Source organism: Marinobacter maritimus, assembly GCF_007671675.1.
GTDB lineage: Bacteria > Pseudomonadota > Gammaproteobacteria > Pseudomonadales > Oleiphilaceae > Marinobacter > Marinobacter maritimus.
Map to the genome: position 1 here is coordinate 497,421 of NZ_VCGW01000003.1, position 24,055 is coordinate 521,475.

Consider the following 24,055-nt stretch of genomic DNA (forward strand, 5'->3'; position numbering starts at 1 on the left):
ATTCAGAGAAACCCTAGTCTTCCAGATAGGTATACCCTTGAAGTCCGGCGGCCAGTTCCTCCATCAAAGGTGCCTGGGCATCCTGAGGCAGGTTGCTTGCTGAAAACTTCTCTCTATAGGCTGCCAGCAGAGCTTCGGGTTCAAAGTTCACGTACCTGAGCACGTGGGCAACCGTATCGCCGATTATGGGAACGCCGGTGTCGAATCCCCCTGAGTCGTTCAGGCGCACATCCACGGAATGGGTGTCTCCAAACAGGTTGTGCATGTCGCCCAGAATTTCCTGGTAAGCACCGGTCATGAAGAAGCCCATCAACAAGGCTTCGCCGGGTTTATCTTCCGGTAAGGGCAGGGTGGTTTCCGTGCCCTGGCCATCTACATAACGGTCAATGCGTCCATCGGAATCGCAGGTTATGTCCTGAATCACCGCACGCCGGCTGAGCGGGCGGTTGAGGCCGTTCACTGGCATGACGGGAAATATCTGGTCTATGCCCCACACATCGGGCAGCGACTGAAACAATGAGAAATTGACAAACAACTTCGCGGCCAGTTTTTCATTCAGCTCATCAATAATTTCACGGTGAGCTCTGCTGTTTTTATCGAGCTGCCCCTGCAGAAGTCGACAGCAGCGTATATAAAGCGTCTCGGAGTCCGCGCGTTCCTGCAAAGAGAGCGTGCCGTGGGCAAACTGGCCGTGAACATCTGCCATGGCATGCAACACATCGTGATAGATTTCGGCCAGCGAGCGCGGAGATTCAGGGTCCTCAAGGTTTTCAAGGTCGCGCCAGAGGTCCTGCAGTGGCGCCGGTGAATCCTGCCTTGGCTGTTTGGCGGATTGTTCCTCCGGCTCCTCGTGGTCAATCACATTGGTTACCAGCACCGAATGGTGTGCGGTCAACGCTCGGCCAGATTCGCTGATCAGATCGGGGTGAGGATGGCCGTGGCGATCGCATTCGGCTTGCAGCACGTGCACGACGTTGTAAGCGTATTCGTGCATGCTGTAGTTCATCGAGCAGGCGCTGCGGGAACGAGTACCCTCGTAATCAACACCCAGGCCACCGCCGATATCAACGGTGTTCACGGGTGCACCCATCTGCCTGAGTTCACTGTAAAAGCGCGCGCACTCACGAAGGCCTGTTTGAATATCACGGATATTGGCAATCTGTGAGCCCAGATGAAAGTGCAGCAGCTGAAGCGTGTCCAGAGCGCCCGCTTTGCGCAAGGTATTCACCACGTCCAGAACCTGGCTGGCAGACAGCCCGAACTTGGATTTTTCACCGCCGGTGTTTTGCCAGTTGCCCTTGCCGATAGTCGCCAGCCGAACGCGCACGCCGATAAGTGGTGACACCTCAAGCTTCCTGGCTTCGTCCAGAATGAGCGGCAGCTCAGACTGCTTTTCCACCACGATATAAACCCGGTGACCCAGTTTCTGCCCAATCAGCGCCAGGCGGATGTACTCCCGATCCTTGTAGCCGTTGCATACGATAACCGAGCCAGGCCGCCGTGCCAGGGCAAGCACCGCCATCAGTTCTGGCTTGCTGCCAGCCTCCAGACCAATTTGCCCATTGCTGGCGGCTGGCTCTGCGGCGATCAGCTCCTCAACCACCCTGCGTTGCTGATTTACCTTGATGGGGTAGACCGCGGTGTACCGCCCTTTATAGTCATGTTCTTCGGCAACTTTGTTAAACGCATTGCACAGCTTGTTCACCCGATCGTGAAGGATGTCCGTGAAGCGGATAAGCACGGGTAGCTGGAGCCCGGAGCCCACCAGTGAGCGAGTGAGCTCGGGCAAATTGATCTCGGCCTCACTCTTGCCGCGGTTTGGCCGGATAACAACCTCGCCCTCCGGATTAACACCGATATAACCATCGCTCCATTGGGCGATGTTATAAACCTTGTGAGCCGGGGAGTTGCTGGTATTGCTCATGGCTTCTGTCCTTCTGGTAAAACCGGGGCCGGGCAGGTCGGCTGAATGGCTGGTATTGTAGGGTTTAGCCTTTGCAGCTGAAAGTCTTCGCTGTCGTTTATCAAGGCCGCACGGTCGCTAAACCGCAGAAATCCCCAACAAATATTTTGGCTGGCCGCTGCACACCTCTACAATATGCACTTCAAATATGCCCCAGGTTTCGCAGGAGAGCACAATGACAACGCTGAGCAACAACTGGTTTACCGAGGTCTTCCAGGATCAGGGGACCGCATTTTCCCTGCAGGTGAAAAAGAAACTGCACGAAGAGCAGACGCCGTTTCAAAAGCTGGAAATCTACGAAACGGAAACCTTCGGTAACCTGATGGTGCTGGATGGCTGCGTAATGCTGACCACCCGGGACAATTTTCTTTATCACGAAATGATGACCCACCCGGCTTTGTTTACCCACAAAAAGCCGAAAAAAGTTGTGATTGTTGGTGGCGGCGATTGCGGCACTCTGAAGGAAGTATTGAAGCATCCTGACGTTGAAGAAGCCTGGCAAGTTGAAATTGACGAGCGTGTTACCCGTATGTCCGAGGAGTACTTTCCCGAACTCTGCGAATCCAACCATGACCCGCGTGCCAATTTCTTCTTTGGCGACGGCATAAAGTGGGTGCGGGAAGTGGATCCCGGCAGCATCGATATCCTCATTATCGATAGCACCGACCCGGTCGGCCCAGCAGAAGGCTTGTTTGCCCTGGATTTCTATCGTGATGCCATGCTGGCACTGGGTGATGGCGGTATTATTGTGCAACAGAGCGAATCGCCATTGCTGCACACCGAAACCATCATAAAAGACATCCATAACGACATGCGGAAAGCCGGCTTCGACCACGTGCAAACGCTGCCATTTCCACAGCCCGTATATCCCACCGGCTGGTGGAGCTGCACCATGGCAAGTAAAGACAATCCGGTAAGGTATTTCCGCGAGGACGACGTAAACAATCGCCCGTTCGTGACGCGTTACTACAATTCAGGAATTCACCACGGTGCGCTCGCCATGCCGCAGTTCATGATTGACGCGCTGGAAGACGAAACGCGACCGGCAGAGGGTTAGTTCCAGCTCTATGATCAAGCAAAACGAACCCAGCCTGACGCCTCAGCAGGCGCTTGCGCAAACCCTGGACGATTGTCAGCCTGACACACTGCTGGTATGCGGCACGCTGCCGGTTCGTCTGGGTCGGGCCTGGCACAAGCAGTATCCGGACAGACTTTACACCGAATTGTTGCTGTCAGCTCCCAACAACGGTCTGCCGTCGGCGGACACACACGATCTGGCACTGATTGAGGGCGCTCTGGAGCAATTGAGCCATGAAGAAGGCACCCTGATGCTTGGCCAGCTACGCAACTTTGGCACGCACCGGATAGCCGTGATTATCACCAGCGAGTCGGGCTGGCAAATGAGCGACTTCCTCAGCCTGGGTTTCACACGTCAGGAGCACTTGCATGGCACTCCAGCCCGCACGCTGTATACCTACAACATCGATAGTTACAATAGGCGGCGGGACTGGAACAACCCCCAATACTGGGCTAACCCCGAAATGTGGGACAAGGCACGCTGGTGAGCGTCCTACTCCACGACCCAGATTCGCTCCAGAGTCAGCTGATCAGGATCAAACTGATACACACTGATACCGCCGGTAGACTGATGCCCCATCGCCAGAATACCGGCCTCGGGTGAGGTGGCGATGGCGGTATTGCGGGAGTATTGGCTGCCGTAGGTGACCAGTTTGGGTGATTCGCCCAGATCAAAGTATTTCACGGGCCAGGGGCTACCGGTTTTGAATAGAGCGGCCATGTGACTGTTGTTGCCGAAGCGGAGGTAGTATTCGCTGTTGTGGATGAAGGCTAGGGCTATGGTGAAGGTATGGAGGCCTGCCGATGCTTCGATGAGGCCGCTATCGTCCCAATTTCGTAGGTCACCCGTTTCGTATGGTGAATCATCAAGGTAAACGCCACTGTGGTATGACGATAATCGATGCTTCATATCCGGCTGATTAGTGTTCCAGAACAGCCCGATTCCAGCTTCGTCTGCACTAACAACCCATTGTCCATCGGGGCTGAGCGTCGCATGGGTTTTGGAGGAGTTGCCATCCAGTTTCGCAGTCGGTTTTCGGGCTTCGATGTTCCATAAAGCAACACTGTAAAGGTAACGGTATTCTGCACCCTGATCCAGAACATCTTGTAGTGATCGATAGTAAGGTGGTTCAAACCCTTTAGGCTCGCCACTCCCTGCAGAAACCATCAATTGCTCCGAATCGTCCATTGAGAGATTGAGAAGTTTGTGATATCCAAAAAAAGCTCTGCCATCGGTTGCCTTCAGTGTTTCTGTAGATCCATCTTCCGATCGTCGAAATATGCCCCAACCAATGTCAGAGTAGTAATAGGTGTTGAGGTCCTGGGTCATAAAATGACCATAGGTGGGTTTGTCCAGCTCAAAAGCTTTTTGGACCTCGCCGTTTACCGATTGAGCGGTGACAACATTGTCGAGACCCTGCCAGAGAAACGTGGGTTGCTGTTTGATAAAGTATGCGCTGTAGATGTTGGCGTTGCGGCTGATAATTTTACGGCGATGTTTTTTTAAATCCCAAAGAATCAGCTTCTGATCCTTGTGGGCGGTGATGGCAAATGCCCCGTTCTCGGAAACAGAGGCGCTCATGATCGGTCCGGAGGAGTGATAGCCTTGCCACAAACCGTACCCAGCAGCCAACATCAGCCCCAGTAGCAAAAGCGTCCGTAAATTGAATTTGCTCATCAGTAACGTCCAAACTTTGAATTTGCCAACAATCTGTTTTGCATGATTTCCCGTTGATAGATTTCTTCAAATAATTCTTGGGTTGGGGTTTTCATACCTGAGTGGATGAAAAGCCACTTTGACTGGTTGGCAGGAATAAACTTGCCGTCATTCAAAGACTCGAAGATGAACTTGTCAAATGCTGTTGCCTCCTCATTAGCAACCTCATCAAACCCCACATACCCCAGCGCCGGCCTCGGCGATTGCTCCGGAAACCAACCATTCACCGCAAGCTTCTTCAAACGAAAAACATAATCCTTGGCTATCTGCAGGCTTACGCTGGCTCGGTGGTTCAGGGGCGCCAGCAGGGTGTAGTCCGGTGGCCGCTCGCCGTTACGCAAGCAATCTATGCAGGGCTGCCACAAGGCATCAGCTTCGGCAAGAATGTCTTTTTCGAGCCTGTCCCAGTTTGCTTGGACGGTTTTCTTGACGGCTTCGGGTACATACGCCGAGCGCTGAGGATGGGCCGTTTTCCCGGCTTCAAAGGTGAGGGGCAAGTAATCCTTGTAGAGCTTTTCAATGGCAGGCCCGAAGCCGTTATCCAGAAAGCTCGGGAAGCACCACCATTTTTTGTTATAAGCACCGTGCAGTTTACCGAGTATTTCATCCATTGGGGCATCGGCCTTGGCCAGAGTCCAGGCAGTCATTGCCAAGGGTTGAATGTGGTGCAGGGCCTTTTGCCACCAGGCTCTGTCGTCGGCATTTTCTGGCCCAAGAATCCCGTCGCCACGGGAATGCAGCACCACAATTTTGCGGGCTGCGCTATGGGCGGAAGGAAACACCCCTAGCCCCAGAGGGTGTACATCGCGGCTGTTGTTGTTGGTAAGTGCGTTGTCGGCAACGGCGGGTTGCCAGAGAAAGAGGTGGTCGACCAGGTTGCTTCTCCCTATCGTGCCCACAATGTTCAAGGCAGTGAGCGCAACCCGGGCGCCCAAGGAGTGGGAGATCAGGTTGATGGCAATGCCTGCATCCGCCAATTGCAGCAGTAGCGGGGCCAAACGTCGCCCGCTTGTCATAGCATTCAGCTCAGCTTGCATGAAGTCGGTGGAACCCGTATCGCCGGGCCAGGAAATGTTGATGATTCGGCTGTAAGGCATCCAGTCCTTGCCGTCAAAACCCGCTGCGCGATTCAACTGGTACTCCATGTGAATGGCCCAGCTGTGAGCGCCTGTGCCATTCACATCGTCATCTTCCAGTGGACTGGCGGTAAACTCCGATAGGGCTTCCGTGTCCTGCCAAACTGTAGCCTTATTAGGGTGCCAGGCGGTTCTGGGGCCTGGCCCATGGCCGCCGTAGTGTTTTTGACTGTCTTGGCGGTTCAGGAACCGCCCCCACTCTCCATGGGACACGTTGTAGCCATGGATGTAGATAAGCGCGTTATTACCGTTTTCCCGGAAGTAATCCAGTTGTTCGTCTGTTAGTAAATCACCCGATGCCGGCGCCGGCTCCCGTAGGCTGATGATCACCGGCGGCGGCAGGTGTATGACCCTGGCTTTGCGTTCGCCCTGAATAACGGTGAGGTCTACGCCCTCGTCGAGGTAATGGCCGGGGGCGAAGCGGCGTTGTTCGCTTACGGTATCGAAGCCTATCAGGTGTTCTCCCTCCGGCTCCTCCGGCCAGTGCCATCTGGCGTTGCCTGTGACGAGTTGAGTGAAGATAGCTTCGGCATTGTCTGGCGTATGTTCTGTGCCATCCTGCAGTGCCACCGTTGCAACATGGCCACTCTCATCTTTGATCGTGCCTGCGTTGATAAAAGCCTTGGGGCGCCTGAGGTTATCCGAGCGTTGTAGACGCACATTTGCTGTTTCGTGCGCGCAAATGGGCGCGCCATGGGCTCCCAGAGGTGCTGAGCTGGGTGAAAAGGGCAGGTTGCTTGCGGGTGTCATTCAGGTTCCCTCCTGTGAATGCGTCAGTGTTGCAAGTGTTTCCAGTGTGTCTGACCAATCGGCTCCTTGCCTGGTCTTGCGTACCGTCGTAAGTTCATCTTCGCTCAATACTCTGGTAAAGCCTTGCGTTACCAGAAGTCCAGCTCCTTCTATCAAAGCTTGCTCATTCGGAGCACTCAGCTCTATCAACTGCTGGAACCAGGAAGAAACGAGGTCATCAGCCAGCCCATTGCCTTGCGCAAGAGACGTTGCCAAAAGATGGCGGCGATAGCGTTCCACTGCAGCAAGATTCTCTTTGGTTAGCACAAGGGGTTGCGAGCACAGCTCATCTGACTCGTTCGAAACAGCCTGGGCTTTACTCGTCACAAGAGACCAGTTAGCGCCCGCATAGTGCCCATGAATTGCGGTTAACGGACCAAGCACCCGCAAACGCTGATAGGGTGAAAGCGATGCCCCAAGGCTGCCAAACGTTGCTGGATCTGCATAACGAAAAAGGCTGTCACCGTGGGGAGCACTAACGGTATTCAGGCTCACAAAGTGATCGCGAATGTCTTCCAGTGTCAATAATGGGCCGTGCAGTGCCAGAGCCCTACCTTCTGCCAGCCAGTTACGCAGCCAATTTTCACTCTGGCTTGTGGTGGGCAGGATAATCAGAGGGCCATCATGGGCTTGTTCACGGTATTCCGAATGGATATACGGCAAGTCGTAAATGGGTGCTGGGTCGTGCTCAAACAGCAGGCGCAACACTTCAGGGTGTTTTGCCTGATCAACCAGATACCAGCCGGCATCTGCGTTCGATGGGGTTTTGTGATGGTAAAACGACGTGGTTGCGTGAGCCTTCTGGCTCAGGGCTGTGGAGTCCTTCATGGCTGCCTTCATCTATCCTTAGATGACCAAAATGCAGTGTGATAGTAGCGGAACCCGAAAACACTGTCACCTTCCGGGGCTTGTCAAAACCACTTTCAAGAAACAGGACTCCTGAAAATGAGAAGGGGCGCCCAGCCAGGCACCCCTTCCAGTTCATCTACAGAGATTGTTACTTGCTGCTGACAAACTCCGGATAGGCTTCCATGCCGCACTCGGACAGATCCACGCCCTCGTACTCTTCTTCTTCGCTGACACGTACACCCATTACCGCTTTGATGATGCCCCACACCAGCAGACTGGCAAGGAATACCCAGCCGAAGATGGTTGCAGCGCCAATCAACTGTCCGCTGAAGCTAGCGCCACTGTTAGTGACAGGAACCAGCATCAGCCCGATAAAACCACACACACCGTGGGCCGAGATGGCGCCCACAGGGTCATCGATGCGCAGTTTGTCCAGGAAGATGATGCTGAATACAACGGCTACGCCGCCCAGACCACCCCAGAGGGTTGAGATCAAAGCACTGGGTGTAGAGGGCTCGGCGGTGATAACCACAAGGCCTGCAATGGCGCCGTTGAGAAGCATGGTCAGATCCGCTTTGCCGAAGAGCAAGCGCCCGGTAATCAGCGCGGCTATAGCACCGCCGGCGGCGGCTGCGTTGGTATTGAGGAATACCATGGCAACCGAGTTGGCGCTAGCGATATCGCCAAGCTTCAGAACCGAGCCACCGTTAAAGCCAAACCATCCCATCCAAAGGATAAAGGTGCCCAGCGCAGCCAGAGGCAGGTTGGCACCGGGGATGGCACGGATTTCGCCGTTGGGGCCGTATTTGCCTTTCCGGGCCCCAAGCAACAGTACGCCGGCAAGTGCAGCGGCCGCACCGGCCATGTGAACAATGCCGGAACCGGCAAAGTCGCTGAAACCAAGATCGCCCAGGTTATAAAGCCCGAAGACGTCCTTGCCGCCCCAGGTCCAAGAGCCTTCCAAAGGGTAGATGACGCCAGTCATGGCGACCGCAAAGACAAGGAATGCCCAGAGCTTCATGCGCTCAGCCACAGCGCCGGATACGATTGACATGGCGGTGGCTACGAATACCACCTGGAAAAAGAAATCCGCCGCGCTGGAGTATATCGCTCCGCCTTCGAAACCATCTTCCCGGGTGGCGAAATCCCCTAATACCGCTGCGGCATCCGTTTGCTCAATGCCGTTCAGTAACAGGGAGCCGTCGTACATGATGGCGTAGCCACATACCAGATACATGGTGCAGGCGACGGCATAGAGCGCGACGTTTTTAGTGAGGATTTCCGTGGTGTTTTTGGCCCGGACCAGCCCGGACTCGAGCATGGCAAAGCCTGCGGCCATCCACATCACTAATGCACCGCACATCAGAAAATAAAAGGTGTCTATTGCGTACTGCAGGTGAAAAATATTGCTTTCCATGAGAGGCCCTCCGCACGAGGCACTTCAGATTGGTTTTTTTGCGTTAGCTGCTAAATAATCAGAGCAGGGTCAGACGGCTTCTTCGCCCGTTTCGCCTGTCCGGATCCGGATCGCCTGTTGCAGTTCGGTCACGAAAATCTTGCCATCACCGATCTTGCCGGTATTGGCGGCCTTGGTGATGGATTCGATAACCTGATCCAGCAGGTTGTCGCCAATGGCAACTTCCACCTTCACTTTGGGCAGAAAATCCACTACATATTCCGCGCCACGATAGAGTTCTGTGTGGCCTTTCTGCCGACCGAAGCCTTTGACCTCAGTGACGGTTACGCCTTGTACGCCAATCTCGGATAGTGCCTCGCGGACATCATCCAGCTTGAAAGGCTTAATGATCGCTGTCACAAGTTTCATTGCTTTCTCCTTGGTAAAGCCGTCTCAACAGTGAGAGCCCACCGGCCAGTTGTTGAGTTCGGGGTGCTGCCGCTTCGCACGTCAATTGTGCGGATTGCGTGCAAAAGCTTTAGCACCGGGTATGCCAACGCAAAAAAATACTTTTTAATCAATGCTTTGGTTTGTTTTGGCGGCCATTTTGTATAAATTGGCTCGCCAGTTTACGCACCATAATGAAGCACCTTGTCACCCCGTGAGCCAGATCGGAGCAGGCCAGGGGGTGAGCAGGGCTATTATAGTGTTCACCGTGCCTAGTATGGCAGGGCTGGCGGTGTGATACACTCCTGCAAACCGACCACGGTGCTATTCTATTGCACTATCCAGGGCCGTGGCATTGGCCTGGTCTTTTGGTTGAAACTGAACGCTATTTTAATCAGTGAGGTGATGAGTGAAAGGTCCACAGGATATTTTCGCGCAGCTACAGGGGCAGTTCGGGCAGTTTGTTCCGGATATGGCACGTGCAGCCCGGGAAGACTTTGAAACCCAGGCTCGCGCCACGGTTATGGCGGTTCTGTCGCGCCTGGAGTTGGTAACCCGTGAAGAATTTGATGCCCAGCAAGCGGTGCTTATGAAAACCCGCGAGAAGGTAGAGGCGTTGGAAAAAAGGGTTGCTGAGCTGGACAAGGCTTCGAAGGCTCAATAGCTCTGAAAAATTTCCCGGCAGGACGCCGGGGCGGTCGGCTTATCCCGGCCACCATATTGATACTCACAAACCATGGAAGGTTGTTATGCTTGCCGTCGTTCATTCCCGCGCCAGCATTGGTGTTTCCGCGCCCGAAGTCACCGTTGAGGTGCACCTCTCAGGCGGTCTTCCTGCCCTCACTATTGTCGGCCTGCCGGAAACCGGCGTGCGCGAAAGCCGGGAGCGCGTCAGAAGTGCTCTGCTGAATGCGGGGTTTGAATTTCCTGCCCGTCGAATAACAATCAACCTCGCGCCTGCCGACCTGCCGAAAGAGGGCGGTCGCTTCGATCTTCCTATTGCGCTGGGCATTCTTGCCGCCTCCGGGCAAATCCCTGCAGAAAGCCTGTCTTCCTGTGAATTTCTTGGTGAGCTCTCTCTCGATGGTGCGCTTCGCCCGTTAAAAGGTGTTCTGCCTGCGGTGCTGGCTGCGCGTAGAGAAGGCCGGAGCTTGTTGATACCCAATGGCAACGCCGAAGAAGCAGCCCTTGCCAGCCAGGAAGATGTGCTCTCGGCTGGTCATATACTCGCGGTCTGCGAGCACTTGTGCGGCCGTGCCCGGCTGGTTTCTGTGCCCCGGGCCGTACCGGAATCTGCAGCTGTTGTCGGCATGCCGGACCTGGCCGATGTGCGTGGCCAAAGTGTCCCGCGAAGGGCGCTGGAGGTTGCGGCGGCGGGCGCGCACAATCTGATTTTTTTCGGCCCGCCAGGAACGGGTAAGAGCATGCTGGCCAGCCGCCTGCCCGGAATTCTGCCAGACCTGAGCGATGAACACGCCATGGAAGTAGCCAGTGTGCATTCGGTTGCCGGCCAACCGCTAAGAGCAGGAGGCTGGCGCCAGCCTCCGTTCAGATCCCCGCATCACACCGCCTCCGCGGTCGCTCTGGTGGGCGGTGGTAGCAGCCCCAGGCCCGGAGAAATTTCCCTGGCGCATCGTGGTGTACTTTTTCTCGACGAGCTGCCGGAGTTCGAGCGCCGAGTTCTGGAAGTGTTGCGAGAGCCCATGGAAACCGGAGAAATTTCGATCAGCCGAGCTGCGCGTCAGGTCAATTTCCCTGCACGATTTCAGGTCATTGGCGCCATGAACCCCTGCCCGTGTGGCTACAGTGGGCACCCGAGCATTGAGTGCCAGTGCACGCCCCAGCAGGTGATGCGTTACCGGTCTAAAATTTCCGGTCCCTTGCTGGACCGGTTTGACCTGCACGTGGAAGTGCCCGTGCAAAGTGGTGACGTACTGATGCAGTCCGGCGGTGACGGTGAACCCAGTTCCGTCGTGCGCGAGCGCGTGGCGCATGCGAGAGAGCGCCAGGCCCGGCGCGGATGCGTTAATGCCACCTTGTCCGGTCGCGAGTTGCAGGAAGCCTGCAGCCTTGAGTGTTCTGGTGAAAAGCTGCTTTCGGGAGCTATGGAAAAGCTGGGATTGTCCGCCCGGGCACTGCACCGGATACTGCGCGTTGCCCGCACTCTGGCGGATCTTGACGGGTCGGATGTGGTTGCGCAGCCGCATCTGGTGGAGGCACTGGGCTACCGACAGTTTGATCGCCAGACCGGCAAGAACTCTGTGGTATCCGCCTGATTCTTCCTACTCTGGTAAACTGTGCGCAAACTCCATTCACAACACCCGCAGCCTGGGGTTAAGGATTGCAGATGACTGACCAGAAAGAACCGCACGACCTTGGCGACGAAAATGCACCGAAACAGACGGCCAGCGACTCGCCTATCACCACCCGCCGTGGTGTTCGTAGCTTTGTGTTGCGTCAGGGGCGCATGACGGAAGGCCAGAAGAAAGCTTATGAGCGCAGCTGGCCGAAGTTTGGCCTTAGCCGTGAAGATGGCATGATTGATCCGCGCCAGATCTTTGGCCGGGATGCCATGCTCAACCTCGAAATCGGTTTTGGCATGGGCCGTTCGCTAGCGGATATGGCGGAAGCTGCACCGGAGCAGGATTTTATTGGTGTGGAAGTTCATCTGCCAGGCGTAGGTGCTTTGCTCAAGGACATCGAAGATCGTGGGCTTGAGAACATCCGCGTTTACAATATAGATGCCAATGATGTGATTGATTTATGCCTGCCAGACGCTTGCCTGGATCAGGTGATGGTGTTCTTCCCGGATCCCTGGCACAAAAAGAAGCATCACAAGCGCCGGCTTGTGCAGCCTGAATTCGTGCAGCGTATCCGCCATAAGCTGAGAGTAGGCGGTATCCTGCATCTGGCGACAGACTGGGAAAACTACGCAGAGCACATGATGGAAGTGATGGGAGAGTCCGAAGGGTTTGCCAATACCCAGGAGCAGGGCGAGTACTCACCGCGTCCGGAATATCGCCCGGTTACCAAGTTCGAGAAACGTGGCGAGAACCTGGGCCATGGTGTGTGGGATTTACTGTTTCACCGCACTAACTGATAGTGCGCTAGCCCGGCGCCAATGGATGGCGCCGGGCTGCCCGGACAATAACCAATCCTGCGATGCCAAGTGTCAAAGCGGTAAATTTGGCCAGCGCGCTGATTGCCGCGGCAAGACTTATGGCGTCTGTGGGCGAGTTCAGGTTATTGAGTAACAGAACGTTCTCCGTCACATCGGCCAGGCCTGCGGTTACAAACAGTGCGCGGATCCAGCGCGCAGCCGTGCGCTCGCGAACGCCAGGCCTGTCCAGAGTGCAGTGTCGGGTTAGCAGTATCAGCGTAAGGCAGTAGACGGGGATAAACAGGAAGTCTAGCCATAGGGAAAGCTTTGCCCGTTGCAGCCCTTCATCTCCCCAGCTTTGTACGATAGCCAAGGCCTGTTCGGCGTTCCCGGCCAGTTGGAAGCTGACGATCCCCTGATGCGCCGACCCCATTTTCAGGGGCTGATTGATCAGCAGCAAGGCCGCCAATAGAACCAAGGTCGCAATCAGGCAAGCTTTCAGGCTTTTGGGTAAAGCCGTTAATCCCTTTTCCGTGTCCATTACAGAAAACGCTCCAACAGACTGTTCAGATACCTTTGCCCCAAAGGTGTCGCCTGAAGCCGGCCACTGATCAGTAGTTTATCTTCACGCAGTTTCTCAAGTTGTACCGCAACGGATGTCAGGGGTAAACCCGTGCGTTCGAAAAAAAGGCTTTCATCCACACCTTTTCGCAGACGGAGCGCATTCATGAGGAATTCCAGAGGGAGCTCCTTCGCGTCGATTTTTTCGCGCCCGGCGGTGCGGCTGCCGACTCGGTTCAGGTAAGCATCTGGCTGTCGTGTTTTCCAGTAACGCCAGATAGTGCCGTCTGGAAGGCTGATTTTTCCGTGGCCTCCCGCACCTAGCGCCATATAGTCCCCGAACGACCAGTAGTTGAGGTTATGCTGTGATGCCTTGCCGTCACGGCACCAAGCAGACACTTCATAGTCGCTGAAACCCTGCTGCTGAAGGTACTCGCCGCCGCGTTGAGCGATCTCCCAGAGATGGTCGTCATCCGGCAAGTCCGGTGGCCGGCTGTAGAATTCGGTATTAGGCTCCAGGGTCAGCTGATACCAGGACAAATGTGGTGGTTCATGGCCCATGGCTGCTCTGAGATCTTCGAGGGCCTCGCCTGGGGTCTGGCCGGGCAGGCCATGCATCAGATCCAGATTGAAGTTATCAAACCCGGCTTTTCTTGCGGCGTCGATAGCCCTGTGGGCTGCCGTGCTGTCGTGAATGCGGCCAAGGGCTTTCAGGTGCGCCGGATTGAAACTCTGCACGCCAATCGACAAGCGATTAATGCCGGTATCACGGAAGGCTTCGAATCGACCTTCCTCCAGGGTGCCCGGGTTGGCTTCCAGAGTGATTTCTGCATCTGGTGCAAATGTCAGGCGCGCTCTGAGCCCCTTGAAAAGCTTCCGGTAGAAGTCACCACTCATCAATGATGGCGTTCCTCCACCGATAAACACCGTTTCAACCGTACGGCCTGATGCAAATTCAAGATCCTGATCCAGATCTTCGAGCAAAGCATTCAGGTAAGCGGATTCCGGGAGGTCATTCTGGATGGCGTGGGAGTTGAAATCGCAGTACGGGCATTTACGCACGCACCAGGGTACATGGATATACAGGCTTAGTGGCGGTTTGACCGGCACCGGTGTATGGGTGGTCACCGGCTCAGATCTCCGCCCGAAGCTGTTCCATCAGCAGTGCCAGGGCCCGGCCCCGGTGGCTTATGCAGTTTTTTTCTTCCCTGCTCAGTTCAGAGGCGCTGCAGTTCTTTTCCGGGCAAAGAAAAATCGGGTCATAACCAAAGCCGCCATCACCTTGCGGCGCCCTGAGTATCGATCCGGGCCAGCGGCCGTGGCAGATAATGGGTGTCGGATCCGCAGCGTGCCGGAGATACACCAGCACACAGTGAAATTGCGCACCGCGTTGACTGTCGGGTACATCGGCCATGGCATCCAGAAGTGCGTTCAGGTTATCAAGATCGGAAGCGCCGGCGCCGGCGTAACGTGCCGAGCGAACTCCGGGTGCGCCGTTCAGTGCGTCCACGGCCAGGCCACTGTCATCCGCCAGTGCGGGCAAACCGGTTTCCCGGGCGGCGTGACGGGCTTTCAGGATGGCATTCTCTACAAAGGTAACGGCCGGCTCTTCGGCTTCGCCAACGCCCAGCTCGCCCTGGGACACTGGAACCAGGCTCAGTGGCGCAAGTAGCTGGGTAAATTCACTGATTTTGCCTTTGTTGTTGCTGGCAATAACAAGTTGCTCGGGCATGGTCCGCTCAGTCGCTGAAAAGAGTGTGGGCGAATCGTACCGGCAGATCCTGGCTATGCCCGGAAGGGCGAGCGGTCACGTTGAACGTCATCAGTTCGCCGGATGAATACTGGTATTGGGCTATAAAGTACACGGAATCGCCTTCCTGTATTCTGCGGAAGGCCAGAAACTTTACCTGTTGTATGTCGTTTGAAGCCTTGCCTTCCACCTGGCCGGTAACGGGCTTGAGAATGCCACTCTCATTTTTCTGCATAATGGCAATGTTGACGATGCCAATCCCCTTGCTGCGCTGCAGATTATTGGCCTTGGCTGTCTCGGGTGTCAGGAAGGTGCTGGGCAAAACGCTCCAGTGCACCTGATAGTCCCCGAAGTCCTCGGATTCGGCATGGGCAGGAAGGCTGATAAGAGCAGCGAACAAAGCCACTGCCGCTAAGGTAAATATGCTATGTAAAGTGTTGGTTATCATTGCTGTTTCTCCCGGGTAATACGGTAAATCGCGATCTCTCCCAACAAATTGGGCCACAAGCGCGCCAACCAATTGTTCTGGTGCTGACCGTCCACCACACGTCTACTCTTGATTCGAATGCCTTTTTGGCGACACAAGGCCTCAAAATCCTTGAAGGTGCATAGCCGTATGTTGGGCGTGTTATACCATTTATACGGAAGCGCCTCGGATTCGGGCATACGACCACTGAGAGCCAGCCCCCAGCGCAGGCGCCAGTGTGCAAAGTTGGGGAAGGTGACTATGCCTTCATCGCCAAGGCGCAGCATTTCATCCAGCACCTTGTCTGGCCGTCGCACGGCCTGCAGTGCCTGTGTCATCAGTACAATATCAAAACTGTTGTCTTCGAAGTTGTCCAGCCCCTGGGTGTCCAGGTTTTGCTCAATCACCGAGACACCACGATTCATGCAGGTGGTTATATGGTCCGGATTGATCTCCAGGCCAAAGCCGCTGGCATTGCGTTCCCGCTTGAGGAAGTCGAGCAGGGTGCCGTCGCCACAGCCAAGATCCAGCACGTGATGGCCGGGCTTTACCCATTGCTGGATGATTTCGAGATCCGCCCTCATGCGCCCACCTCCCTGGCAACCCGGTCCATGTAAGCAGTGAAGATGTCGGTGTAGCGCGGGGTTGGAATCAGAAACGCATCGTGACCCCAGGGCGCATCAATCTCTGCGTAGCTGACCTTTCTGCGGGCTGCGATCATGGCGTTCACCATCTCTTCAGAGCGGGCAGGCGTAAAACGCCAGTCGGTGCTGAAGGACAACACCAGGAACTCGCAGCTGGCTTTCGCCATGGCTTTGGAAAGGTCGCCATCAAACTCGTAAGAAGGATCAAAATAATCCAGCGCCCGGGTCATCAGTAGATACGTGTTGGCGTCGAACACTTCCGAGAAGCGTTCTCCCTGATAGCGGAGGTAGCTTTCCACCTGGAACTCGGCGTCGTAACCAAATTTGTAGGCCTGATCTCTCAGCTCGCGGCCAAACTTTTCGCCCATGGAGGCATCTGAGAGATAGGTGATGTGCCCGACCATCCTGGCCAGCATAAGACCGCGGCGGGGCAGGGTGTTGAAGTCGTAGTATCGGCCGTCGTGGAATTCCCGGTCTGAGGTGATGGCCTGCCGTGCCACTTCGTTAAAGGCGATGTTCTGAGCGGTCAGGCGGGGGCTGGAGGCGATGGCTACTGCGTGCTTCAGGCGATCCGGGTAGTCCAGGCTCCACTGCAGCGCCTGCATGCCGCCCAGAGAACCACCCACCACGGCTGCCCAGCAGTCAATCCCGAGACGATCCGCCAGCAGTGCCTGGCTTTTTACCCAGTCACCAACGGTGATGACCGGGAAGTCCGGGCCATACGGCTTGCCGGTGGCGGGGTTGGTTGAGTTGGGGCCGGTGCTGCCATGGCATCCGCCCAGATTATTGAGGCTGACAACAAAGAAGCGATTGGTATCGACCGGCTTGCCCGGCCCGATGCAGGTATCCCACCAGCCTGGCTTGCGGTCGTCTACGGAATGATAGCCGGCGGCATGATGGTTTCCGCTCAGGGCATGGCATATGAGCACAGCGTTGCTGCGATCAGCATTGAGTTCGCCATAAGTCTCCACAACCAGATCATAGCGCTCCAGTGCTTGTTCGCACGCCAGCACTATCGGTGTTTCAAAATGGTATGTCTGTGGGGTGACTACCCCAACAGAATCCACAGGTATGGGATCAGACATCGGCGCGAAGGGTTCCTGAATCGGTCCGTTAGTGACTGCTTTGCTGGTAGGGGTAAAACCTCTATCAGCAAAGCAGTTTAAAGGCGGGCCGTCATGGCTGCAACCGACAGGCTCTGTGGTGGCCGGCGAGAGGTTAGATAGCGCCGGAGATATTAACCACTTTTTGCTGGATCAGGGTGGGCGCGGGTTTGCGGATCTGGCGCTGCATAGCGTCGGCTAATTCCAGTTGCCGGCGTAAATCGCTGATAGTGTTGTCCAGCCGCTCACGCTCGAAACGACCGTCTCGATCGTTTCTTACCATATCCCGGAGGCGCCGTATTTGATGCTCCAGCAATTGTTTCTGTTCCATGGAGTACTGCATGATTGGTAGCAGTGCTTCTGAAGGCCAGCGCTCCACATCGCTGCGCACTCGGGAATGCAGGGTTCTGGCTTCGCTCACCATCACATTGAAAAAGCGCTGCACCAGAACGGACTGCTCTGTGAGGAGGTTCTTGGGGCTGCCACGGAAACGCCGGGCTTTTTTGCGCAGTTCTCTCACCGCAATGACATGTCGGCCGGCACGCAGTGGAATAGGCTCCAGGTGCCGGGCACGGGTATCCTCGTTATATCGGCGGTAGATGGAACCTACCATTTTCTCCGCAAGGCGGCCCTCGCTGAGCAGATTGCTGAAATCGCTCTCGAGAAGCTCAAAAAACTGATCCATGGCCCTGTTCATGCCTGCGGTGGTCCAGCTTTTCGACATGCTTTTGCGGATCTTCCCGGCGTGGGCCTCAAAGCGATCTTCGGCGACCAGGCTTTGCAACATGTCACCTTGAGAGCCCATCAGCCTGCGGCTTGAGCGCAGCGTGATAAGCTTTTTGTAGTAGAAGTCGTAGTCTTTCTGAGCGCGATCGGCCAGCCGGGCGAGGGCTGCCTTGTCCATGGTGGTACCGGAGCAAGCCTGGGACTCTTCTTCGAGCGATTCGAGACGGGTCTGCATCACCGCCTGGCTATTTTGCAGCATGCCCAGCAGGTCATTGATCAGGCTTTGGGTGATCAGCTGTTCCTTGTGCATGAGAATACGCTGGATAATCAGTTGTTCCAGGTTGCCAATGTTGGAGCGCGTAAACAGATCGTTGTCTTTCCTGACCCTGGCGACCAGGCCCTGTTTGGCGGACAAGGGTATTACGTCCTGCTGCCGGATGCCGAGGTGGTCCGCGGTATACCCACGCACTCTTTCGATGGCTTCGTTGGTGTGCTTCTCGCCCTGAAGGTCGTCCCACAACACATCGATTTTGTTCAGTACCGCAAATCGCCCTGCGCGGTGATCGGCATTTTCGGTATCTATGTGCTCTTTCCAGATGGTCATGTCGCTGGCGGTAACGCCGGTATCTGCACTGAGCACAAAAATAACGGCATGAGCTTTTGGCAGCATGCTGATGGTGAGCTCTGGTTCAGAACCGAGGGCGTTAAGGCCCGGGGTGTCAAGAATGCGCAGGCCGCGTTCGAACAGGGGGTGACGAATACTGATTTGGGCATTGCGCCAGGCCGGAACCAGAACATTGCCCGGGTTGTTGCGGTCATGCTCTAACATGCCTTCATCAAAGCCGAGCGCTCGCGCCTGATCGGTATCAACACTTTTAACCCGGGCAACTTCCCCCAGGATCTCACGCATGATTTCAGGGTCACGCTCATCCAGGTCGTGCTTTACCCAGCGTTCGGGCTGTTTGCGAAGTTGCTGTAATGACAGGTTACCGGTGCGAGTCTCTATGGGGAGCAGCATCAGGTAGTTTTCGTTGGCGCTGCGGTCAAAAAACAGCTCGGTCGGGCACATGGTTGTGCGTCCGGCCTGGGAGGGCAGCATGCGTTGCCCAAACTCCGAGAAAAACAGCGCGTTTATCAGCTCTGTTTTGCCACGGGAGTACTCACCCACAAATGCAATGGTGAGCTCGTCCTCAACCAACAACTCAAGGCCATGACGGATCCGCGTGCTGATGTCTTCAGAGAACAGGTTGTTATCCTGGAGCCATAACCGGTAACGGCCAATCTGGCGGATCAGCTCTTTTTTCCAGTTGTGGTACGCCTCTACCTGCTGAGTCAGGTGCCCCTGATGATTCATCGGATTTTCCTTCTACACGACTTCTGGCGTTCCCCGGGCAGATTTGCTGGGATCCACGTGGCGACGAAATGGTGACGCATGAGTTAATTAATTACGGTTAATACTAGCTTGTTCCTGGAGTTTTTGCGGCTGAGTGCTTGCAGGTGTGTGGCTGTTATTGACATGACTTGAACGAAAAAAGCCGCAAAATCAACGAAGTGAAGATGCGGCTTGTAGCTCGGGCTTTTTGTGGAGAACTGTTACAAATTGTTTGTTTGTGACGTGGTTTACAGTCCCAGTCCAATCGCCCCTAGGCCGACCGCGACTTTCATATGGTCAATAACAACAGACAGCACGTTAAGGATCAGGAAAACAATAATGGGTGACAGGTCCAGTCCGCCCATGGATGGCATCAGTTTTCTCACTGGTCGCATGACGGGTTCTGTGATCTGGGCAACCAGTTGTATCGCTGGGTGACTGCTGCCTGGTGCAATCCAGCTGACGACAACAACAGCGATAACAGACCAGAAGTATATTTTGACGATCAGGTCCAGTACGGAAACCGCGCCCCAAACCAAAAGTATGAGTGGGTTAAATGATGGAATGCCGCCGCTCAGCGCGACAAGAATCAGGAAGAAAGTGATCGCCTGAATAAGAACGGCAAGAACCAGCGCTGCGCCGTCAATGCCGCCCCAGCCAGGAATGACTCGGCGCAGGGGTCTGAGCAAAGGGTTGGTGGCCTTCACCGCAAACTGGGAAATCGGGTTATAGAAGTCGGCCCGAGCCAGTTGCAGCAAAAAACGCAACAGTATAATCGTCATATAAAAGGTGGACGCGATCAGCAGGATCGTAATCAGGATGTCTGCCAGCATGTAGCCGTTTCTCCGTTGTCAGTGACTGTTTTACTCTTTGCCTGCCAGTTCTTTGGCCATTTCTTCTGAACGTTTGTACGCAGCGTTATACGCTTTCTTTACCAGAGCGCGCATTTCGCCTTCTTCAAACGTATTGACAGCCTGCTCTGTGGTACCGCCCGGAGACATTACATTTTTCTTCAGCTGAGCTGGATCATGCTCGCTTTTGGCGGCCATTTCTGCCGCGCCTGCCATGGTCTGAATGGCAAGCTGCCGTGCGGTTTCTGCGCTCACGCCGGCGTCAGTTGCCGCCGCCTCAAGAGCCTCAAGCATCAGGAAGAAATAGGCCGGGCCGCTGCCCGAAAGTGCCGTTACGCCATGAAGTAGCGCTTCATCCTCAACCCACACCGCAATGCCTATGCCTTCAAAAACCGACTGCACCATTTTTTTCTGGGCGCTGGTAACGCTCTCGCTGGCAAACAGCCCGGCAGCTCCCTTGCCGACCAGGGAAGGGGTGTTGGGCATTACCCGCACGATCGGAAGACCGCCGCCAAGCCATTCATCAAGCGTGTCGGCGCCCAGGCCCGCTGCAATCGATACCATCAGTGGCCGGGTGTTCTGGGCGATAGGTGCTATATCGCGGCAAACGTCCGCCATTGCCTGAGGTTTCACCGCAAGTACAACCATGTCTGCCTGCTGAGCGCAGTACCGGTTGTCTGTTGTGACACTGATTCCAAAGCGCTTTCGAATGGACTGCAGGTGCCCGTCGTCTGGCGCGCTTGCCCATATATTGCTGGCTTTGAATCCGCTATCCAGCATGCCGCCAATGATGGCGCTGGCCATGTTACCGGCACCGATAAACGAAATGGTTGGTGATTTGCTCAAGGTCTGCTCCAACGGTTATTCGGTTAGACATTCGGATCCGATAATAGCAGGAACCGGTCAATTCAGCTTTTGCGCGGGCGTTCGCCAAAGACGGCCGTGCCAATACGAACCCAGGTGGCGCCTTCTGCAATCGCCATTTCGAGATCGCCGGACATCCCCATGGATAAAGTATCCAGTGGCCCTGCTTCCGGATAGTCCCGCCGCAACTCCTTCAGAGTATTGGCAAGCTTGCGGAAGCTCACTCGCAGGGCGGATTCAGCCTGTTCCGGGTCGGGGATGGCCATCAGCCCCCTGAGTTTGAGCCCCGGTAACTGGCTTATCCCGGAAATCAGCTCTGGCAGTTCATCTGGCTGGCACCCGGATTTGCTATGTTCATTGTTAATATTGACCTGAAGGCAAATATTCAATGGGGGCAACCCTGTTTCTCTCTGTTCGCTCAGGCGCCGGGCCACTTTCAGACGATCCACGCTGTGCACCCAGGAAAAAGCGGAGGCAATCTGCCGGGTTTTGTTGGACTGTATCGGGCCGATAAAGTGCCAGTCGATCTCGGTCAGGTCGCTGAGCTCGGCCATTTTGTCCAGGGCTTCCTGAAGATAGTTTTCGCCAAATGCCAGCTGGCCACCAGCTACTGCTTCTCTCAGCTCCTCTGCTGGCCGTGTTTTACTGACCGCCAACAGGCTCACAGAATCGGGTTTTCGGCCTGCCTGCATTGTTGCTTTTTGTATGCGTCGGGTTACGCTCCCGAGGTTGTCTGCTATGCTGCTCATAGTATGAAATAGTCGCGTTTGGTCTGTCTGTTAATTGCCAACACGTTACTCGCAGGTCACTGAAATGCCAAGTGATCGCCAAATGGTAAGAGCCGGGTTGTGCCGAGCAGACGCTACCTGTGTAAAAAAAGAAAAGCCTTCCGAGGACTTCAATGGATATTACTGAACTGCTTGCCTTCTCGGCGAAACAGGGTGCGTCTGACTTGCATCTTTCCTCCGGCCTGCCACCGATGATTCGTGTTGACGGTGATGTTCGCCGTATCAATCTTCCGCCCCTTGAGCACAAAGAAGTGCACGGGCTGATATACGACATCATGAACGACAAGCAGCGCAAGGACTACGAGGAATTTCTGGAAACTGACTTTTCCTTTGAAGTGCCGGGTGTCGCTCGCTTCCGTGTTAACGCATTCAACCAGAATCGCGGGGCTGGCGCTGTTTTCCGTACTATTCCCTCGAAAGTGCTGACAATGGAAGACCTGGGCATGGGCCAGGTGTTCAAGGATGTGTCCTCTGTACCGCGAGGGCTTGTGCTGGTCACCGGGCCGACGGGTTCCGGCAAGTCCACCACGCTGGCGGCAATGATTGATTACATTAACGATACCCGCTATGAGCACGTTCTCACCATAGAAGACCCGATTGAATTCGTGCACGACTCCAAGAAGTGCCTGGTTAACCAGCGGGAAGTGCATCGGGATACGCTGGGCTTTAACGAAGCTCTGCGCTCAGCGTTGCGGGAAGACCCCGACATTATTCTGGTTGGTGAGCTGCGGGATCTGGAAACCATCCGTCTGGCGCTTACTGCGGCGGAAACCGGCCACTTGGTGTTTGGCACTCTGCACACCACTTCAGCGGCAAAAACCATTGACCGTGTGGTAGACGTGTTCCCGGCAGAAGAAAAATCCATGGTGCGCTCCATGCTTTCGGAATCGCTGCAGGCTGTTGTTTCCCAGACACTGATGAAAAAAATGGGCGGTGGCCGGATCGCTGCCCATGAAATCATGATTGGTACCGCCGCGATTCGTAACCTGATTCGTGAAGATAAAATTGCCCAGATGTACTCGTCAATCCAGACCGGTGCGTCGCTGGGCATGCAGACGCTGGATCAGTGTCTTGAGCGCTTGTTGCAGAAAGGTCTGATTTCCCGTGATGCTGCGCGGGCCAAGGCGAAAATGCCTGACAATTTCTGATTTCGAGCTTTCGGGAGAAGGAGAGAGGGGCCAAACTGTGCCAGGACACTCCGAGAATACGTCCCTGTAGGCTTGTCGGCAGCATCCATGCTGCCGACAGTCCCGGCGCAGCTTGTCACCTCTCTCCCCGGCGTTTATCGGGTCGTCATATAAAAAGAATGTAGGTAATCAATAATGGAATTCGAAAAACTGCTTCGCCTGATGGTAGAAAAAGGGGGGTCAGACCTCTTTATCACGGCCGGTGTTCCGCCCAGCATGAAAGTGAATGGCAAAGTGCTGCCGGTCACGAAAAACGCGTTAACGCCGGAACAGACGAGGGAGTTTGTATACGGGGCCATGAACGAAAAGCAGCAGGCCGAGTTCGAAGACTCTCATGAGTGTAACTTCGCTATCAGCGCCCGCGGCATTGGACGGTTCCGGGTGAGTGCGTTCTTCCAGCGCAACCTGTGTGGCATGGTTTTGCGGCGGATTGAAGTTAAAATTCCTCAGATTGACGAACTGTCGCTGCCAGAAATAATAAAAGAGCTGGCCATGACCAAACGCGGCCTCATCATGTTTGTGGGTGCGACGGGTACGGGTAAATCAACGTCTTTGGCGGCGATGCTCGGGCACCGGAATCGGAATAGCCGGGGCCACATCATTTCCATTGAGGACCCTATCGAATTTGTGCATCAGCACCAAGGCTGCATCGTGACGCAGCGGGAAGTCGGAATTGACACCGAGAGCTTCGAAGTGGCGCTGAAAAACACGTTGCGACAGGCGCCCGACGTCATCCTCATTGGTGAGGTGCGTACCCGTCAGACCATGGAATACTCCGTTCAGTTTGCCGAGACGGGTCACCTTTGCCTTGCAACTCTGCACGCAAACAACGCCAACCAGGCGCTTGACCGGATCATCCAGTTTTTCCCGCCCGAGCAGCACAATCAGATCTGGATGGACCTGTCCCTGAACCTCAAGGCTATCGTGGCGCAGCAACTGATTCCGACGCCGGACGGAAAAGGCCGTAAGGCTGTTATTGAAGTTCTTATTAACACACCTCTGGTAGCGGATCTGATCCGGAAGGGTGAGGTGCATAAGCTCAAGGGTTTGATGGCGAAATCCAACGAGTCCGGTATGCGGACATTCGATCAGGCCCTGTATGAGCTTTACGCTGAAGGCTCTATAACCTACGAAGATGCGCTGGCCCACGCCGATTCGGCTAACGACCTGCGCCTGATGATAAAGCTGGGTACGGACGCCCAAGGGGCAGACAAGTTATCGTCTTCTGTCGACAAGCTGACGATTCAGGATGATTGATCGGGTCTTTGC

The 24,055-nt window shown here is 55.2% G+C and carries 23 protein-coding genes; 7 read left to right on the plus strand and 16 right to left on the minus strand.

Translation table 11 applies throughout. The annotated features are described in order from the left end of the window. Window positions 1-13: 13 nt before the first annotated feature. Entirely contained in the window at window positions 14-1,924 is a 1,911-nt protein-coding gene (speA, locus tag FFI90_RS14415; protein WP_144778751.1) for a biosynthetic arginine decarboxylase, read from the minus strand. 214 nt (window positions 1,925-2,138) lie between these two features. Between speA and speE the strand changes: the two genes are divergently transcribed. Together speE and FFI90_RS14425 are read left to right on the plus strand one after the other, a co-directional pair. Beyond that, window positions 2,139-3,020, plus strand: a complete 882-nt coding sequence (gene speE, locus FFI90_RS14420) for a polyamine aminopropyltransferase (protein WP_144778752.1) — start codon at window positions 2,139-2,141, stop codon at window positions 3,018-3,020. 10 nt (window positions 3,021-3,030) lie between these two features. Next, complete coding sequence (locus FFI90_RS14425; protein ID WP_144778753.1) at window positions 3,031-3,528, plus strand: DUF6231 family protein; 498 nt, start codon at window positions 3,031-3,033, stop codon at window positions 3,526-3,528. A gap of 5 nt (window positions 3,529-3,533) precedes the next feature. On the opposite strand, the gene FFI90_RS14430 is transcribed toward FFI90_RS14425, so the two are convergent. From FFI90_RS14430 to glnK, 5 genes are all read right to left on the minus strand, one after another. Next, window positions 3,534-4,718: a WD40 repeat domain-containing protein gene (locus tag FFI90_RS14430; RefSeq protein WP_144778754.1), complete on the minus strand. Its 1,185-nt coding sequence runs from the start codon at window positions 4,716-4,718 to the stop codon at window positions 3,534-3,536. Then, window positions 4,718-6,643, minus strand: coding sequence for an alpha/beta hydrolase (locus FFI90_RS14435; RefSeq protein ID WP_144778755.1), 1,926 nt, complete (start codon window positions 6,641-6,643; stop codon window positions 4,718-4,720). The genes FFI90_RS14430 and FFI90_RS14435 overlap by 1 nt, the downstream gene beginning before the upstream one ends. Then, a complete protein-coding gene (locus tag FFI90_RS14440) occupies window positions 6,644-7,510 on the minus strand; it encodes a DUF4123 domain-containing protein (RefSeq protein WP_186317995.1) in 867 nt (288 codons plus the stop codon). A 169-nt stretch (window positions 7,511-7,679) separates the two neighbouring features. Next, a complete protein-coding gene (locus tag FFI90_RS14445) occupies window positions 7,680-8,948 on the minus strand; it encodes an ammonium transporter (RefSeq protein WP_144778757.1) in 1,269 nt (422 codons plus the stop codon). A gap of 69 nt (window positions 8,949-9,017) precedes the next feature. Continuing rightward, window positions 9,018-9,356, minus strand: a complete 339-nt coding sequence (gene glnK, locus FFI90_RS14450) for a P-II family nitrogen regulator (protein ID WP_071264623.1) — start codon at window positions 9,354-9,356, stop codon at window positions 9,018-9,020. Window positions 9,357-9,783: 427 nt separating this feature from the next. On the opposite strand from glnK, the gene FFI90_RS14455 reads away from it, so the two are divergent. The 3 genes from FFI90_RS14455 to trmB all read left to right on the plus strand — a co-directional run bounded on the left by FFI90_RS14455 (window position 9,784) and on the right by trmB (window position 12,474). Then, complete coding sequence (locus tag FFI90_RS14455; RefSeq protein WP_144778758.1) at window positions 9,784-10,038, plus strand: accessory factor UbiK family protein; 255 nt, start codon at window positions 9,784-9,786, stop codon at window positions 10,036-10,038. Between the two features lie 85 nt (window positions 10,039-10,123). Beyond that, complete coding sequence (locus FFI90_RS14460) at window positions 10,124-11,650, plus strand: YifB family Mg chelatase-like AAA ATPase (RefSeq protein ID WP_144778759.1); 1,527 nt, start codon at window positions 10,124-10,126, stop codon at window positions 11,648-11,650. Window positions 11,651-11,721: 71 nt separating this feature from the next. Continuing rightward, on the plus strand, window positions 11,722-12,474 hold the full coding sequence (trmB, locus tag FFI90_RS14465; RefSeq protein WP_144778760.1) for a tRNA (guanosine(46)-N7)-methyltransferase TrmB: 753 nt from the start codon (window positions 11,722-11,724) through the stop codon (window positions 12,472-12,474). Window positions 12,475-12,481: 7 nt separating this feature from the next. Here the strand turns inward: trmB and FFI90_RS14470 are convergent, their stop codons facing one another. The 10 genes from FFI90_RS14470 to FFI90_RS14515 form a co-directional block, all read right to left on the minus strand. Then, a complete protein-coding gene (locus FFI90_RS14470; RefSeq protein ID WP_144778761.1) occupies window positions 12,482-13,015 on the minus strand; it encodes a hypothetical protein in 534 nt (177 codons plus the stop codon). After that, window positions 13,015-14,163: a radical SAM family heme chaperone HemW gene (hemW, locus tag FFI90_RS14475; RefSeq protein WP_144778762.1), complete on the minus strand. Its 1,149-nt coding sequence runs from the start codon at window positions 14,161-14,163 to the stop codon at window positions 13,015-13,017. The genes FFI90_RS14470 and hemW overlap by 1 nt, the downstream gene beginning before the upstream one ends. Window positions 14,164-14,167: 4 nt before the next feature. Then, on the minus strand, window positions 14,168-14,767 hold the full coding sequence (rdgB, locus tag FFI90_RS14480; RefSeq protein WP_144778763.1) for an RdgB/HAM1 family non-canonical purine NTP pyrophosphatase: 600 nt from the start codon (window positions 14,765-14,767) through the stop codon (window positions 14,168-14,170). A gap of 7 nt (window positions 14,768-14,774) precedes the next feature. After that, a complete protein-coding gene (locus FFI90_RS14485) occupies window positions 14,775-15,233 on the minus strand; it encodes a DUF4426 domain-containing protein (RefSeq protein ID WP_144778764.1) in 459 nt (152 codons plus the stop codon). Further along, complete coding sequence (gene metW, locus FFI90_RS14490; protein ID WP_144778765.1) at window positions 15,230-15,835, minus strand: methionine biosynthesis protein MetW; 606 nt, start codon at window positions 15,833-15,835, stop codon at window positions 15,230-15,232. Before metW ends, FFI90_RS14485 begins: the two co-directional genes overlap by 4 nt. Further along, window positions 15,832-16,980: a homoserine O-succinyltransferase MetX gene (metX, locus tag FFI90_RS14495; protein ID WP_144778766.1), complete on the minus strand. Its 1,149-nt coding sequence runs from the start codon at window positions 16,978-16,980 to the stop codon at window positions 15,832-15,834. Before metX ends, metW begins: the two co-directional genes overlap by 4 nt. 133 nt (window positions 16,981-17,113) lie before the next feature. Continuing rightward, on the minus strand, window positions 17,114-19,078 hold the full coding sequence (locus FFI90_RS14500; RefSeq protein ID WP_144778767.1) for a dynamin family protein: 1,965 nt from the start codon (window positions 19,076-19,078) through the stop codon (window positions 17,114-17,116). A gap of 266 nt (window positions 19,079-19,344) precedes the next feature. Beyond that, window positions 19,345-19,929 carry a YggT family protein gene (locus FFI90_RS14505; protein WP_144778768.1) on the minus strand — a complete coding sequence of 195 codons (585 nt, stop codon included), beginning with the start codon at window positions 19,927-19,929 and terminating at the stop codon, window positions 19,345-19,347. Between the two features lie 30 nt (window positions 19,930-19,959). Next, window positions 19,960-20,793: a pyrroline-5-carboxylate reductase gene (gene proC, locus FFI90_RS14510; protein WP_144778769.1), complete on the minus strand. Its 834-nt coding sequence runs from the start codon at window positions 20,791-20,793 to the stop codon at window positions 19,960-19,962. A 62-nt stretch (window positions 20,794-20,855) separates the two neighbouring features. Then, window positions 20,856-21,560, minus strand: a complete 705-nt coding sequence (locus FFI90_RS14515; RefSeq protein ID WP_144778770.1) for a YggS family pyridoxal phosphate-dependent enzyme — start codon at window positions 21,558-21,560, stop codon at window positions 20,856-20,858. 152 nt (window positions 21,561-21,712) lie between these two features. Between FFI90_RS14515 and FFI90_RS14520 the strand changes: the two genes are divergently transcribed. Then, the gene (locus tag FFI90_RS14520) at window positions 21,713-22,747 is read left to right on the plus strand and encodes a type IV pilus twitching motility protein PilT (protein ID WP_144778771.1); all 1,035 of its coding nucleotides are present in this window, start codon (window positions 21,713-21,715) and stop codon (window positions 22,745-22,747) included. Window positions 22,748-22,921: 174 nt separating this feature from the next. Further along, the gene (locus FFI90_RS14525) at window positions 22,922-24,043 is read left to right on the plus strand and encodes a PilT/PilU family type 4a pilus ATPase (protein WP_144778772.1); all 1,122 of its coding nucleotides are present in this window, start codon (window positions 22,922-22,924) and stop codon (window positions 24,041-24,043) included. The last annotated feature ends 12 nt before the right edge of the window (window positions 24,044-24,055 follow it).

What these genes read in the sequence shown, in the direction of transcription:
- speA (WP_144778751.1), bottom strand. Translation starts at nt 1,924, where the DNA reads ATGAGCAATACCAGCAACTCCCCGGCTCACAAGGTTTATAACATCGCC.
- speE (WP_144778752.1), top strand. Translation starts at nt 2,139, where the DNA reads ATGACAACGCTGAGCAACAACTGGTTTACCGAGGTCTTCCAGGATCAG.
- FFI90_RS14425 (WP_144778753.1), top strand. Translation starts at nt 3,031, where the DNA reads ATGATCAAGCAAAACGAACCCAGCCTGACGCCTCAGCAGGCGCTTGCG.
- FFI90_RS14430 (WP_144778754.1), bottom strand. Translation starts at nt 4,718, where the DNA reads ATGAGCAAATTCAATTTACGGACGCTTTTGCTACTGGGGCTGATGTTG.
- FFI90_RS14435 (WP_144778755.1), bottom strand. Translation starts at nt 6,643, where the DNA reads ATGACACCCGCAAGCAACCTGCCCTTTTCACCCAGCTCAGCACCTCTG.
- FFI90_RS14440 (WP_186317995.1), bottom strand. Translation starts at nt 7,510, where the DNA reads ATGAAGGACTCCACAGCCCTGAGCCAGAAGGCTCACGCAACCACGTCG.
- FFI90_RS14445 (WP_144778757.1), bottom strand. Translation starts at nt 8,948, where the DNA reads ATGGAAAGCAATATTTTTCACCTGCAGTACGCAATAGACACCTTTTAT.
- glnK (WP_071264623.1), bottom strand. Translation starts at nt 9,356, where the DNA reads ATGAAACTTGTGACAGCGATCATTAAGCCTTTCAAGCTGGATGATGTC.
- FFI90_RS14460 (WP_144778759.1), top strand. Translation starts at nt 10,124, where the DNA reads ATGCTTGCCGTCGTTCATTCCCGCGCCAGCATTGGTGTTTCCGCGCCC.
- trmB (WP_144778760.1), top strand. Translation starts at nt 11,722, where the DNA reads ATGACTGACCAGAAAGAACCGCACGACCTTGGCGACGAAAATGCACCG.
- FFI90_RS14470 (WP_144778761.1), bottom strand. Translation starts at nt 13,015, where the DNA reads ATGGACACGGAAAAGGGATTAACGGCTTTACCCAAAAGCCTGAAAGCT.
- rdgB (WP_144778763.1), bottom strand. Translation starts at nt 14,767, where the DNA reads ATGCCCGAGCAACTTGTTATTGCCAGCAACAACAAAGGCAAAATCAGT.
- FFI90_RS14485 (WP_144778764.1), bottom strand. Translation starts at nt 15,233, where the DNA reads ATGATAACCAACACTTTACATAGCATATTTACCTTAGCGGCAGTGGCT.
- metW (WP_144778765.1), bottom strand. Translation starts at nt 15,835, where the DNA reads ATGAGGGCGGATCTCGAAATCATCCAGCAATGGGTAAAGCCCGGCCAT.
- metX (WP_144778766.1), bottom strand. Translation starts at nt 16,980, where the DNA reads ATGTCTGATCCCATACCTGTGGATTCTGTTGGGGTAGTCACCCCACAG.
- FFI90_RS14500 (WP_144778767.1), bottom strand. Translation starts at nt 19,078, where the DNA reads ATGAATCATCAGGGGCACCTGACTCAGCAGGTAGAGGCGTACCACAAC.
- FFI90_RS14505 (WP_144778768.1), bottom strand. Translation starts at nt 19,929, where the DNA reads ATGCTGGCAGACATCCTGATTACGATCCTGCTGATCGCGTCCACCTTT.
- FFI90_RS14515 (WP_144778770.1), bottom strand. Translation starts at nt 21,560, where the DNA reads ATGAGCAGCATAGCAGACAACCTCGGGAGCGTAACCCGACGCATACAA.
- FFI90_RS14520 (WP_144778771.1), top strand. Translation starts at nt 21,713, where the DNA reads ATGGATATTACTGAACTGCTTGCCTTCTCGGCGAAACAGGGTGCGTCT.
- FFI90_RS14525 (WP_144778772.1), top strand. Translation starts at nt 22,922, where the DNA reads ATGGAATTCGAAAAACTGCTTCGCCTGATGGTAGAAAAAGGGGGGTCA.